At 39.9% G+C, this 13,459-nt stretch carries 13 protein-coding genes; 2 read left to right on the forward strand and 11 right to left on the reverse strand.

Going from position 1 to position 13,459, the window contains the following annotated elements; genetic code table 11:
- The first annotated feature begins 151 nt into the window (after positions 1–151).
- Positions 152–1,315 (forward strand): epoxide hydrolase family protein, encoded by a 1,164-nt coding sequence (locus tag AC27IJ_RS05980; protein WP_312501860.1) that lies wholly within the window; start codon positions 152–154, stop codon positions 1,313–1,315.
- Between the two features lie 92 nt (positions 1,316–1,407).
- Here the strand turns inward: AC27IJ_RS05980 and AC27IJ_RS05985 are convergent, their stop codons facing one another.
- The 5 genes from AC27IJ_RS05985 to AC27IJ_RS06005 all read right to left on the reverse strand — a co-directional run bounded on the left by AC27IJ_RS05985 (position 1,408) and on the right by AC27IJ_RS06005 (position 5,859).
- The gene (locus tag AC27IJ_RS05985) at positions 1,408–1,947 is read right to left on the reverse strand and encodes a GNAT family N-acetyltransferase (RefSeq protein ID WP_312441503.1); all 540 of its coding nucleotides are present in this window, start codon (positions 1,945–1,947) and stop codon (positions 1,408–1,410) included.
- Between the two features lie 44 nt (positions 1,948–1,991).
- Positions 1,992–3,239, reverse strand: a complete 1,248-nt coding sequence (locus tag AC27IJ_RS05990; protein ID WP_487147973.1) for a flavodoxin family protein — start codon at positions 3,237–3,239, stop codon at positions 1,992–1,994.
- The gene (locus tag AC27IJ_RS05995) at positions 3,236–3,790 is read right to left on the reverse strand and encodes a PadR family transcriptional regulator (RefSeq protein WP_312441501.1); all 555 of its coding nucleotides are present in this window, start codon (positions 3,788–3,790) and stop codon (positions 3,236–3,238) included. Before AC27IJ_RS05995 ends, AC27IJ_RS05990 begins: the two co-directional genes overlap by 4 nt.
- Positions 3,791–4,103: 313 nt before the next feature.
- A complete protein-coding gene (locus AC27IJ_RS06000) occupies positions 4,104–4,385 on the reverse strand; it encodes a YciI family protein (protein WP_487147975.1) in 282 nt (93 codons plus the stop codon).
- 22 nt (positions 4,386–4,407) lie between these two features.
- Positions 4,408–5,859, reverse strand: a complete 1,452-nt coding sequence (locus AC27IJ_RS06005) for a DEAD/DEAH box helicase (RefSeq protein ID WP_312441499.1) — start codon at positions 5,857–5,859, stop codon at positions 4,408–4,410.
- 294 nt (positions 5,860–6,153) lie between these two features.
- Here AC27IJ_RS06005 and rsmH point away from each other — a divergent pair, with 294 nt between their 5' ends.
- Positions 6,154–7,203 carry a 16S rRNA (cytosine(1402)-N(4))-methyltransferase RsmH gene (rsmH, locus tag AC27IJ_RS06010; protein WP_312441498.1) on the forward strand — a complete coding sequence of 350 codons (1,050 nt, stop codon included), beginning with the start codon at positions 6,154–6,156 and terminating at the stop codon, positions 7,201–7,203.
- 216 nt (positions 7,204–7,419) lie between these two features.
- Here the strand turns inward: rsmH and AC27IJ_RS06015 are convergent, their stop codons facing one another.
- The 6 genes from AC27IJ_RS06015 to AC27IJ_RS06040 form a co-directional block, all read right to left on the reverse strand.
- A complete protein-coding gene (locus AC27IJ_RS06015) occupies positions 7,420–9,363 on the reverse strand; it encodes a collagen-binding domain-containing protein (protein WP_487147978.1) in 1,944 nt (647 codons plus the stop codon).
- A 259-nt stretch (positions 9,364–9,622) separates the two neighbouring features.
- A complete protein-coding gene (locus tag AC27IJ_RS06020) occupies positions 9,623–10,378 on the reverse strand; it encodes an ABC transporter permease (RefSeq protein ID WP_312441496.1) in 756 nt (251 codons plus the stop codon).
- Positions 10,366–11,328 carry an ABC transporter ATP-binding protein gene (locus AC27IJ_RS06025; RefSeq protein WP_487147981.1) on the reverse strand — a complete coding sequence of 321 codons (963 nt, stop codon included), beginning with the start codon at positions 11,326–11,328 and terminating at the stop codon, positions 10,366–10,368. Before AC27IJ_RS06025 ends, AC27IJ_RS06020 begins: the two co-directional genes overlap by 13 nt.
- Before the next feature lies 1 nt (position 11,329).
- Positions 11,330–11,686, reverse strand: coding sequence for a GyrI-like domain-containing protein (locus AC27IJ_RS06030; RefSeq protein WP_331655628.1), 357 nt, complete (start codon positions 11,684–11,686; stop codon positions 11,330–11,332).
- A 16-nt stretch (positions 11,687–11,702) separates the two neighbouring features.
- Positions 11,703–12,569, reverse strand: a complete 867-nt coding sequence (locus AC27IJ_RS06035) for an AraC family transcriptional regulator (protein WP_312441493.1) — start codon at positions 12,567–12,569, stop codon at positions 11,703–11,705.
- A 190-nt stretch (positions 12,570–12,759) separates the two neighbouring features.
- Positions 12,760–13,209: a YaiI/YqxD family protein gene (locus tag AC27IJ_RS06040; RefSeq protein WP_487147983.1), complete on the reverse strand. Its 450-nt coding sequence runs from the start codon at positions 13,207–13,209 to the stop codon at positions 12,760–12,762.
- Positions 13,210–13,459 lie beyond the last annotated feature (250 nt).

A 13,459-nucleotide genomic window follows, 5' to 3' on the forward strand; every position in this document is an offset into this window, starting at 1 on the left:
CTGTCTCTCCTCTCTGCAGATAGTATAGTTAAAAACTACATTTGTATCATTGTATCATATTTTTAATATGGTACACTTTAAATATATTTAGTTTTTCATTAAATTATGGTAAATACTATTTGCAATATTCTATAAACGAAAGGAGAAGAACATGTGTGTTGAACGTTTTCATATCCAAGTCTCCAATGAAATACTTGATGATCTAAAATACAGACTGGAGCATGTCCGCTGGCCAGATCAATTAGAAAATACCGGTTGGGAACGAGGTACTGATATCGGCTACTTAAAATCTCTGGTTACGTATTGGCGGGATCATTTTGATTGGCGCGCACAAGAATCCGAATTGAATCGCTTTTCTCAGTTTCAAAGTGATATCGATGGTATCAATGTGCATTTCATTCACGAACGCGGTAAGGGACCATGTCCTTTACCAATTATCCTTACCCACGGCTGGCCTGACAGTTACTTGCGTTACCAAAAGATTATCCCTCTTCTTACAGATCCGGCTCGTCACGGCGGTGACCCGGAGGACTCTTTCGATGTAATCGTCCCCTCAATACCTGGATTTGGTTTTTCCAGTCGCCCTGAACATGGCGGTATGAACAATTATCGTGTTTCTGAGCTTTGGTCTAAACTAATGACTGAAAAACTCGGCTATGAAAAATTCGTTGCTGCAGGTGGAGATATGGGATCTGGTGTTACGAGATATTTAGCATTAAACCATCCGGAGCTTCTATATGGAATTCACCTGACAGACATCGGAATAATAAGAAGTCTTGTAAATACGAAAGACCAAGAGGATCTTTCAGAAGAAGAACTGCAATACAAAAGAAATGCTCAAGAATGGATTTCCCATGAGGGGGCCTATATGTCAATTCAATCGACAAAACCCCAGACTCTTGCTTACGGACTTTCCGACTCACCAGTAGGTTTGGCAAGTTGGATTATTGAAAAATTCTGTGCATGGAGCGATTGTAACGGCGACCTTCGGAAAAAATTTAGTGAGGATGAACTACTCACGAATATAATGATCTATTGGGTTACAAATACGATAGGGTCATCAGCACATATGTATTATGAGAACGTGCATTCTTTGCCTTTGATGGGGCGTATAGAGGTGCCGACAGGCATTGCACTTTTCCCGGCTGATATATTGTTACCACCCAAAAAATGGGCTGAGCACAATCTGAATATAACCCGCTGGACTTCAATGCCTCGCGGCGGACACTTTACTGCCATGGAAGAACCCGAACTTCTGGCCGATGATATTCGCGCATTCTTCAGACCATTTAGAACAACGAATAAAACGAAATAAAGAATTCCCGGATTAAAAGGATCTAACGCCGGGCAATATGGGATTGCTCGGCGTAATGAGCGGTTCGGGCAAGAGAATTATGCATTGAACGGTCAAAAACGATCCCGTTTGAAGCCAGTTTCCCCAAATTCATATGACGGATGATACAATCCTGTCGGTTCATAAAAGTTTAAGCCAATATATTGAAAACCCAGTCTCAAAAGCAGCTTTTCTGATGCCTTATTCTGCGGATGATGTCCTGCATACAGTTTATCTGCTCTTAAAATATCAAAGCTGTAGTTTATGACGGCCCTTGCTGCCTCGGAGGCATACCCCACACCCCAATATTTTTTTCGCAGATGAGAACCAAGCTCATAGGAATGCGTTTCAGTTTTAAAGGGGCGGATACCGCAACAACCAATCAGTTCATCCGTAGCAAGCTCGAAAATAGGCCAGTACTGTATATGAAACACCTCATCATTATGAATTTCTGTATCCAGGCGGTCAATGATATCCTGATGTGTAAACTTTCCGGTAGCACAAATAAAATGTGTGACCTCTGTATCTCCCCATAGCTGGGCAGCCAAATCTAAATCGGAAGCACTCCACTTCGAAAAACCAATCCGGTTTGTTTTTATAAAATACTCTCGCATTGTTCTATGCCTCCCTAACTATAAAAAATTCTCCCCACTAGCTTTTAGTCCGTATATGGTTTCGCAAATCTTTTTTCATAAGCACCATTTTTCTTAAGATTGAAATCCCAATAGTAGTTTGTTAATCCGGTTAATGAAAATATAGAAAATAGTAATTGAGCACCTTTTGATAGGTATTCAGATTTTTCATATTCTTTTTTCAAGCTTAAATCCATAATTCCTTTGCTGGCATACGTTCTGCCTATTAACTCCATTTGGTCAAAGAACTTTTTATTGGCTTTTTCCGGTTTCATTTGAATGCCTTCCACACCGCCTTTTATGATTGTTCCATCAAAAGATACTCCCAGCCTTTTTGTAATTAGTTCAAGATAAGGTCTTAAATAGTACGACTGGCTAGTCTCCGGAAAGCCGGACTGAACTAAAAATGCCATATGTACCTCTTTATTGTTTATTGGCTTTAGTAGCTCAAAAAACTTCATCACCGAACCCGGCATTGCATGAACATAAAGCGGAAAAACAAACAAATTGTTTTCTGCGGAACTGAAATTCTCTGCCCACATTTTATGTTCTTTTATATTTATCAAGTTCCTTACCTCGATATTTTCTGCCCCTTGTGCATTCATTCCCATAATTATCTTTTCTATGATCAACTTACTGTTAGAATGATTCCCTCTCGGAGAGCCATTATAAATCACCCATTTACCGGTTGTTTTTCTTTCAATAACTTCCTTTGACAGAACCTCAGCCATAGGTTTTGTGCTTTCTAAGTTAGCTGTTTGTATGCTGTCGTTTTCATATAAAAGTTCTTTACAAGTGCTTTGAAAATGGTATGCCATCCGAGCAAGATAGTTCTTTATGACTTTTGCTTCCTCATTGCTCAATCCGTCTTTTTCAAAATAGAAGTTAATAATGGGATATTTATTATATCTTTTCAGGTGACCGCATTCACCATTTCTTAATTTAATGTAGGGTAAATAATGTTGTATTAATCGGTCCAGAAATGTTTTTCCCTTGCCATCAATAAAACCATTTTCCGTATGAAAAAGAATAACCACTTCATCACTGTTTATATAGTCCTTATACAATTTATAAGCATCATCGTTCAAAGCACATATTCCAGGAGTCTTCCACCAACAACTCCAACATCCGATACAATCCTTTATTTCAGTATCCATAGAATTATAGATAACTACCTCAGTTTCTTTTTTTGTTTCCATATAGTATTTCTTAATTTCCTGAGCCAGCGATTCATTTCTTTTACTTTTCCCTAAATCAAAAATCGATATCATCATGACTCCTCCTCAATCCTTTTGAAATATTCTTCAAACCACTTTATAACAAAATTGGAATACGCAAGGCCAAACTCAAGAGCATCATTTTCATATTTTGCCGGCTTATGGTTTTCTAGAGATAACCCCATCTCCTCATGCCGCAGATTTCCTTCATCTCTAATGTTTACGAGGTCTTGCTGCATATCTCTAAAATTCTTAATATGGATGTTAATCGATTCCAACCGTTCCTCTTTGGTTAACTCATGAAAGAAAAACATTTTTAGCAATTGTGTGGACTTATACTTATCAGAACCTAAATCCTGTCTCATTAGCATGCTAAATCGCTCTCTTCCAGAATCGGTAATTCGATATAACTTTTTTGTCCTGTTATTCTTAACTTCTTCTTTTGAAGTTATATATCCATTCTTCTCAAGTTTCACTAAGGCCGGATGTATTGCGCCTTGACTTGTGCTTGTAAAATATTCGGTGCTTCTTTCCATTCCCTTTTTTATGTCGTATAAGGTGAGAGGATAATTATAAGATAAAAATCCTAAGATAATCAGCTCTATCATGCAATTACTCCTTTATAAAATTTTAGCTCTCATATGTCGTTTAGACATATACAAATACTACTCCCATTTCTATATTTTGTCAAGAATATATGTGATCATTTTGTATTTTTTTATGAGGTTTTTTCAAAAAAATCCCTCGATATGTCTTCATAAACACATATCAAGGGATAAAAACAAGACGAAATATTAACTTTACAATACAGTATCCATAAACCCAGTATTTTCAAGACTTTTTGAGTTTCACACTTTTTAAATCAATCCCAAGATTTCCACATGCCTTGATCCGCCAAAAATGATCCACCTGAATGCTTGTTTATTCTCCCAATAGGTAATTGTTTTCGTCATTGGCTGGCTCCAGCGTCCTGATTTCAAAAGATTTACATCCGGAAGAAATAAAAGGGTCTGATTTAGCAATATTAGTCGCTTCCACCAAATCTTCAGCTAAAAAGATGACCATTCCTCCGGGATAATCTGTAAAAGGCCCGCAATATACAAGTTTCCCTTGATTCTTTAATTCTTTTAAATGATCTACATGGCTCTTTATGAGATCCTTATTTAATGGTTTTACATTATTCATCAAATATATATACGTCATTGTTCATCCTTCTCCTATACATTTAAATTTTATCCACTGCCTTCGTTACCTTCAATTGCTTACCGCAAACCATTGTATTTTTCATTGCTTCCAGTACCAATGGGCCTTTACCGTTTAATATTTCTATATAGGTAAGGGTTTCTTGTATGGTTATTATTCCGATGTCCTCTGCCTTCACACCTTCCAGATTGGATATGACTCCAACGAAATTGGTTGCTCTGAGCTTCTTTTTCTTTCCACCATTGAAACGTAATTTCATTATATCCTTATTTAATTGATCGCTTTTCATCTTTTTAATTTGTGGAGCCGAGTTCATTTGTTTATCAAAGGTTGGTTTCTGAATGGACACTTCCTCTTTGGTGGGTTTCGTTATTTCCTGAATTTTAAACCCGATCAGCTCTTCGATGTCATGCAAATATCTGGTTTGTGTCGGAGTCACAAAGGAGATGCCCTTCCCTTTTTGTCCTGCACGTCCTGTTCTTCCTGTACGATGGACATAGTTTTCCTCGTCTAAGGGAATGTCATAGTTAATAACCAGAGAAATATTCTCTATATCTATACCTCTTGCCGCTACATCTGTGGCTATTAAATAACGGTATTCTCCTCTCCTAAAACGCATCATTGCAGATAATCGGTCGTCCTGTTCCATGCCGCCATGTATTTTAATACAGGGATAGCCTAAATCTTCCAGACGATCACATACCATATCCACTCGATCCTTTGTACTGCAAAAGATGATACAGCTATCCGGTTTTTCAATAATCGTAACGTCGGTAAGTAGTTCAAATTTATCTTCTTCATTCGAAAAATAAAGAAAATGATTAATATCAGCTGTCATGATACTGGACTCGCTGACATCTATATTAATGGGGTCTCTCATATAATTAGATGAAATACTTTTTACTTCATCGGACATGGTAGCAGAAAACAGCATTGTCATACGTTCTTTGGGCAGTTCTTTCATAATTGCTTCTACCTGTTCAATAAATCCCATATCCAGCATTCGGTCAGCTTCATCAATTACTAAACAGTTAATCTTATTTAAGGGTAATGTCCCTTTCTTTATGTGATCCATGACTCGTCCCGGTGTACCTACAACTACATGTGTCTTCTGCTTTAACTCTGCTTTCTCGATAGAAAACTGGTGTCTTCCATAGATTGCCGCTGCTTTTATTCGTTTAAATCTGCCTATATTGACAAAATCCTCTTTTACTTGAACAGCAAGTTCCCTTGTTGGAGTCAAAATAAGCGCTTGTGGTTTATTCTCGAGCCATTCAATTAATTCGCATATCGGAATTGCGTATGCGGCTGTTTTGCCGCTGCCCGTCCGCGCTTTGACGATAAGATCTTTTTTTTCTAAAGCAGCTGGAATGACTCTAGCCTGAACTTCCGTAGGTATATCATACTCCAGGCCATGAAGTGCCTTTACGATATCCTCACTGATTACATAATTCTGAAAATTTTTAATATCCATATCTAAGCCTCTCATTCCATTTAAAAACTGTATAATAACAAAAAGGATTACTTAACTTTTGTTTAATCACGTACTAACCCATTTTACATGAGGATACCGTTTAATGCAATAAAAACGGTTTCATTAACTCCCATTCACGATAGGTTTATTTTTTCATACAGATTCTTTTATTATGCGTTTGCTATTATGACATGCTTTTGATATCATGTTATATAGGAAAATTCAAAACCGTCCGCTTCGCAGGCGCTTTGAATCATGTATTAATAATAGATATTTAAAAAGGTGGAAACAAGTATGGATAATCAAGAACAAAAGCATCAGCGTCGTCCCAGGTATAAAGGTACTCACCCTAAGTCTTTTAAAGATAAATATAAGGAACTGCAACCAGAGTTATATGCTGATGCTGTGGCAAAGGTTATTCAAAAGGGCAATACTCCTGCTGGTATGCATCGTTCAATTTGCGTGAATGAGATATTAGAATTCTTACAGATTATCCCTGGACAAACTGGATTAGATGCAACCTTGGGTTATGGTGGTCATACTTTAGAGATGCTTAAATGTTTAAATTCAAAGGGGCACTTGTATGCTACTGATGTAGATCCTATCGAATTACCGCGAACAAGGGACCGTTTAGAGAGCTTAGGATATGGTCCGGAAATTTTAACGGTCAGGCAATCAAACTTTTCCAATATCGATCAAATAACTTCCGAATCGGGACCTTTGAATTTTATATTGGCAGATTTGGGTGTCTCTTCCATGCAAATAGACAATCCTGAAAGAGGATTTTCTTTTAAGACAGAGGGACCACTAGACTTACGGCTCAATCCATCGAAAGGAATCTCTGCAGCGGATCGCCTTAAAACTATTTCACAAGAAGAATTACACGGTATGTTGCTGGAAAACGCGGACGAGCCTCATTCCGAAGAAATCGCCCGTGCCATTATTTCCTCAATAAAAAAAGGAACAGACATTATAACAACAAGTCAGCTCCAACAAGTTATTAAAGATGCTCTGAAATTCATTCCTGAAAAGGATAGAAACGATGAAATTAAAAAATCCTGTCAAAGATGCTTTCAGGCATTGCGAATTGATGTCAATAATGAATTTGAAGCGTTATATGAATTTTTAGAAAAGCTTCCTGCTGCCATGGCTGAGGGCGGGCGTGTTGCTATCCTCACTTTTCATTCCGGCGAAGATCGTCTCGTTAAAAAATCTTTTAAACGCTTCTATCGAGATGGCATCTATAGAGAAATAGCCCCTGAAGCTATTCGTCCATCAGCGGCCGAATGTAATTCCAACAGCCGTGCCCGGTGTGCAAAATTACGTTGGGCTATAAAATCTTAATAGAACATTCTAGTACTCCATTGTGACTTTTTTATCAATCAGTCTCACATGCCGCCCATTTTCTGCCAGAGAACGGGCAGCATTTCCATTTCCATTTACATTTCCAAAGGGAAACAAACTCTAAAAGGGAAATCAATAAAAAAACTGCTGCAATTAAGGTATACCTCTCATGCAGCAGCCCTGATAAAAATTAATACACAGTAAATTGATATAAAATTATTCAACCATAAAACAGGCTACACCAATATTATTAAAAGTTATGATTGGTTTGCACCGGAATGTCTTGCAGCAGCTATCAGACATCCTTACTTTTAAGATATAAAAGCCTTCATAAGGAACTGTAAATTCAAAGCAGCCACATCCGTTAATCTGTACACAGTACAGAAAAGTATCGATGTCGTCGCATCTCTGATATAATTTTACATCCCAATCATGGAAATCATGGCAGCGGCAGTCCCAGATACATCCCATGATAATACAGGGCTTAATCAGGCATTCCTGGCAAACAGGGCAGGGTTCCGGCGCGGGACACTCTGCAGGTATTGGTATTGGAATGGGAATATATTCCTTTTCCGGTACCGGGCAGGCTGGGCATTCCGGACAAGGCTTCGGTTTTGGGCATTCTGCCGGAATTGGTATTGGGATGGGAATATACTCCTTTTCAGGTGCCGGGCAGGCCGGACATTCCGGGCAAACTGGGCACGCTGGGCATGGCTCCGGTGTCGGGCAGGCCGGACACGGCTCTGGTATAGGGCATGGTACCGGTGAAGGACAAGGTGGTGGTACCGGACATGCCGGGCACGCTGGGCATGGTTCCGGCGCAGGACAAGGTGATGGTACCGGACACGTCGGGCAGGGTTCCGGCGTAGGACAAGGTGGTGGTGTCGGACATGGCGGCGGTGTCGGACATGGTGGCGGTGTCGGACATGGCGGCGGTGTCGGACATGGTGGCGGTGTCGGACATGTCGGGCAGGGTTCCGGTATCGGACAGGGTGGTGGTGCCATACATGGTATTGGTGCCGGACAAGGTGTTGGTGTTGGACACGTTGGGCATTCCGGACATACAGGAGCCGGCTGTTCCTCCGTTCCCGGTGAAACCTGAGGTACTTCCGGGGCGGGAACGACAGGGGCTGGTACTTGACACATCACTCCTCCAACAAATGGAAAATAGTGAAATTCAAAGCCGCTGTCAGCATTTACCGCAAAAGCTCCTAAGGCAGCATTACCGCTTACATGACCGCCTGTGGGATGTGCATGGAACATAGCCTGTGGTGCCAGTATACTTCCCCAGATATCGGAAGATTTTTCCATGTAAATATTAGTTGCATCCTCAAACACATACAATGTCTGATTCGTCTTATTTCTTTCCCCATAAACACCGTATTGCAAATGGGCATTTGCTCCCGTTCTCAGCCTTACAATGACTGTACTTCCTTGTGGAACTTCTGCACGTATTCCTTTGTTGATTAAACCATTTGGTCTTACATCGATAAGGAATACATTCTGTACAGGGTCATTGCCCCTTAAAATCCATTCGTAATTATTATCCACTACACTTCCATTTGGAGTTAAAGCTTCAATACAGTTTTTGTAGTATCCGATGCTTTCCCTGGCATCACTAAAAAAGCTTGGTATGTTAGCACCTATCCTGCTTGCAGGTATATATCTTGGTACATCATAACTGGGAACCACATAATGATCACCTTTATCCGATGGTGTCCAATATTGACTGCCCCCATTGGCCTGGTACAAAAATTTTAATTCTTGTATTCCATCAGTCATGCCATCTTTTCCTATTAAATAGGTACTTCCCTTGGCTGCACGGAACCCACCGCCGACAACCACATGGCCGATAACGACCAAAGGGCCGGTCATAGATACATTACCGCCAACTAAAAAGCGTACTAAATCCGGCGAGTAACCGACTGCTCCGTTACCCCTACTGGCAAAGCCAACACTCAAACCCCTTGGGCTGTAAAAACTTCCACCTATAGCTACAGGCCCATCAATATCTATAATGTTATTTGCATCGTTAAATACAATAACATTAAATCTGGATGCAGCACCAAACGGCTGACCTGCAATAGTATACCAGTTTATATCATCATAAGGTAATCCTGCACTTGCCATTGCTTCCTCATTATAGCTGATATTGTCCATATAAACTCCTGCAAACTGCTTAAATAACAACGCATTTTTATTCTCAGTTCAGTTTATTCTAATGGAAATGGTTCTGTGCGGTTTTCTATGCAATCGGATTAAATTTTATGATAAACTTCTGAAATTCATATCAATTATCTCCCACAATACCGGACAAAGACAGCATATCTTTCTTTCATCATCATCATATTCCGGAAAAAATATCTCTAAATATTATTGTTAATAACCATCGAATTCTAAACGGAGAAACGTTCCATTGTTATAAACTTGTTTCCTTTTTTAATCTGTGTAATGCCCACGAAAAACTGAAAAAGCACATAGCCGCAAGTAAAAGGAAGACAAGTGTAACATCACGGGCAGCTATATTTCCCTGTAAAATCAAAGCCCGTAAGGCGTTAATTACATGAGTAAACGGGTTTAGATTAACTGCAATTGCCAATCCCCCTGATAGTCTGTCTGCTGGAAATAATGCCGTACTTAAAAAGAAAATCGGCAGGACAATCGCATTCATCACGGTTTCGTAAATGACCTCATTGGGAAGGCAAAGACTAATAGCATAAGTAAGCCCTGCCATAAAAAATGCCGTCATAAATATCAGTAAGGCAATTAGGAGCGCCCCTAGAAACCCGGAAGCAATTTTAACCGAAAAGAACAGGCTGACTGTGCACATAATAGCAACTTCAATAAAAGTACATAATACTGCCTCTAACACCTGGCCGAGTACAATTGAGCTTCTTTGAACCGGGGCAATCAACACTCGGTTAAAACTTCCATCGGTTTTCATCAGATAATTCATAATACCGCTGCTGCTGCAAGCTCCAAAACTTACAAGCACAACAAGTCCGGGAAGAATAAAGGCCGTATAGTTTTCAATTCCAATCCCCTGCATGGACTGTCCGGCAACGGCGCTATATAAAACCAGCCAAAGTATCGGCTGTAGAATTGTCATCACAATAGTGAAAGCATTGTGAAAGCGCCACTTTATATTGCGCTGAAGCAGTGTTAAAACACCCATTCGCTGACCTCCTTATCATCTTCACTGGTTAGCCTGATAAAAACATCTTCTAGTGTAGGCTGCATAATTTCTATTCCCAAGAAAGGAATACCATGCTCCAGCAGCCACCAATTCGCTTTTTCTAAATCGTTATGTCCGTTTTTTAATCCGGCTATAATTTTATCACGGCGGAGGTCAGATTCCTTCAGGCCAACAACACGTCTTAACGGCTCAAAACAGTCTTGGGCTTGTTCTTTTGTTTCAAAGCTGATTTTCAGCATATCCTGCCGTAAGTATTCTCTGAGAGAATGAGGCGTACCTTGAAGTATCTCTTTTCCATTTTTCATAATGCATATGGTGTCGCTTAACTGGTCAGCTTCTTCTAAATAATGGGTTGTCAAAAAAATCGTGGTTCCAAAATCATTTCTGATTTTTTTCATCATGTCCCACATCACCATTCGGGATTGAATGTCCATACCAACAGTTGGCTCATCCAAGAATAGTACTTTGGGATTTGTCATCATATTGAGTGCGAGATCAAGCCGCCTCTTCACCCCGCCGGAATAGGATGAAACAGGATATTTCATGTATCGCTCTAACCCAAAACAGGAAATAAGTGTTTTCATACGTTTTTGTGCTTCCAGTTTAGGGACCTTATAGAGCTTGCTTTGAAACATCATATTTTCCGTGAGAGACAAGTGTGTATCAATTGATGTCTGCTGAGCCACGCAGGATATTTGTGCGCGAATTTCAGACGCTTCCCGGTAAATGTCTTTTCCGAACATGGTAACAAGACCGGAGGTAGGAGCCTGATAAGTGGACAGTATGTGAATAAGCGTTGATTTCCCTGCACCATTATGTCCTAAGAGGGAGAAAATTTCTCCCTCTTTTACAGCTAAGCTCAAACCATTTAATGCCTTTACGCCGTTCTTATACTTTTTGATTAAATTTTCGGTTCGAATAGCGGTCATATTATTCCTCCTTGATCGGGAACAGAACTTCCGTAACATACCCGGCAGGATTCCCTTTTAAGAACATCCCGGGACCTTTGATGAAAACCTCTCTGAATGGGGGCCTAAGCTGCAGATTATGTTCAGCAGCATACCGGTCAATTGCTGTATATGCATTATGCAAGGTTTCATAGGAGCCAATGTGTGTAACGCTGATTGCCTTGATACGCTGCAATTCTTTTATTTCAATTCCACTTTTGATGGGTGTTTCTTCCGTGGGTACGCACAAGTCCATTTCTCCCATTTTTGTTTCCGGGTTCAACACATAATAGCAAAAGAACGGTGCGTACTCGAATCGGTTCGATATCCCTGATCTCAATTTGGTATTCCACTTTTTAATTCTCCTTTTCCTTTTTTACAGCAATCCATACTTCGGAATGCCCCTCTTGCGGCCTTTCCTGACTGATCGGATATACTTCTATGTCCGGCAATTCTGCATAAGTATACCCTGAGAACGGAAGCCATTCTGTAAGAAAACGTCTGAAAATATTTTGAATGGATTCTTTGAAATGTCCGTCACTTTCAAATATCGCCCACGTTGCTGCCGGGATTTCATGCTCAAACATTCCTGCCGGAACAGGCTGATCCGTTGCAGCTGCAATATAATAGTAAATATTATCTGGATTTTGATAAACAGTAACCCCCAGCACTGCACCTGGAATTTTATCAGACAGTCCGCAGATTTCTGTGAATCGTTTATCCTGCAATGCTCTGTTCCAAAAAGGCGGAACCAGTTTTTTGTTTTCCTCCATGTCCTCTGTTAATGGAATGCGGATACCTACAATCCTCATAGTCTCTTTTTCTTCCATACGATATGGCATAGCATCACCTCCTGTAACTTTAACGGAAAATTTAATAGGGGGATACGCATGAAGCACACTCCCCTGAGATCTGGCAGCAGAGGGAGAAATTCCATGAACGCTCTGAAACGCCCGGTTAAAAGACGTCGGGGAATTGTATCCGTATTTCAGTGCAACATCAAGTACCTTTGTTTCTGTGGATTGCAATTCAAAGGCGGCCTGTGTCATTCTCCGGCGACGGATATATTCAGACAACGGAATACCGGCTACATAGGTGAACATACGTCCGAAATAAAAAGATGAGCAGCACGCTATTTTTGCTGCTTCTTCACATGAAATTTCGTTATCCAAGTTCTTTTCAATATAGTCAATAGCGCTGCTTAACTTTTTTAGCCACTCCATTTCCTCACCTCCATGTATAAATCATACTATTTAAAATAAATTTATTCCTCGCTTTTTATGTTCTCTTTTGTAAACTCTACTTTACCGCAATAAAATTTTTATATCAACAATAGACGCCCGCACTTTTTATATTAAAAGTGTGGGCGCCGCTTAAATATCCGTATTATTTTCCGAATTAATAATCTGACCGCTATTTTTCCCCAGCATGGGTAATTAATTTTCGGAACGATTCTTCAAAATGCTTGTCATCTTCCAGAGTTCTCTTTCTTGGCCCGCTTAGATGATTTTTAGTTTTTGCTCTCCTTGCGGCTTTTGCAATGTGCCGCTCCATGAGAAGCTGATTTATGTTGTCATTGGTATACCATCTTCCAGATTGATGTATCGCATAGGCACCTTTTCCCAGGGCCATTGCTGCCACACCATAATCCTGTGTTACCACAATATCACCGGATTTGCACAGGTTTACCAATGCAAAATCGACTGCATCTGCTCCTGCACCGATAATCTTTATTTCGCTATAATCAGACTGTAACACATGATTTGTATCACATAGGAGGCATACCTTTATCTTGTTTTCATCAGCTACCTTTTCCACAATACGAACTACCGGACAGGCGTCAGCATCCACATAAATCTCCATTTACTTTTTCCTCCTCATTATAAGCAATTGAACTTCAAGAAGTCCGTTGAAACCAGCAGATATCCATTTCTCCAATATACAATAATTCCAAAAATTATTCTATAGCTTTTTTATAAATATGCAATTACCCTATGCGGTTGCCCTTGCAGTTGAAAAGCATAACTTTCGCGTTCATAGAATATATGATATAATGAAACTTTAAAATCAGAATAGCAGCATAACCGAACCTACTCGTATTTTTTCTTCGCTT

It is taken from the genome of Lacrimispora sp. YZC11 (assembly GCF_057543815.1).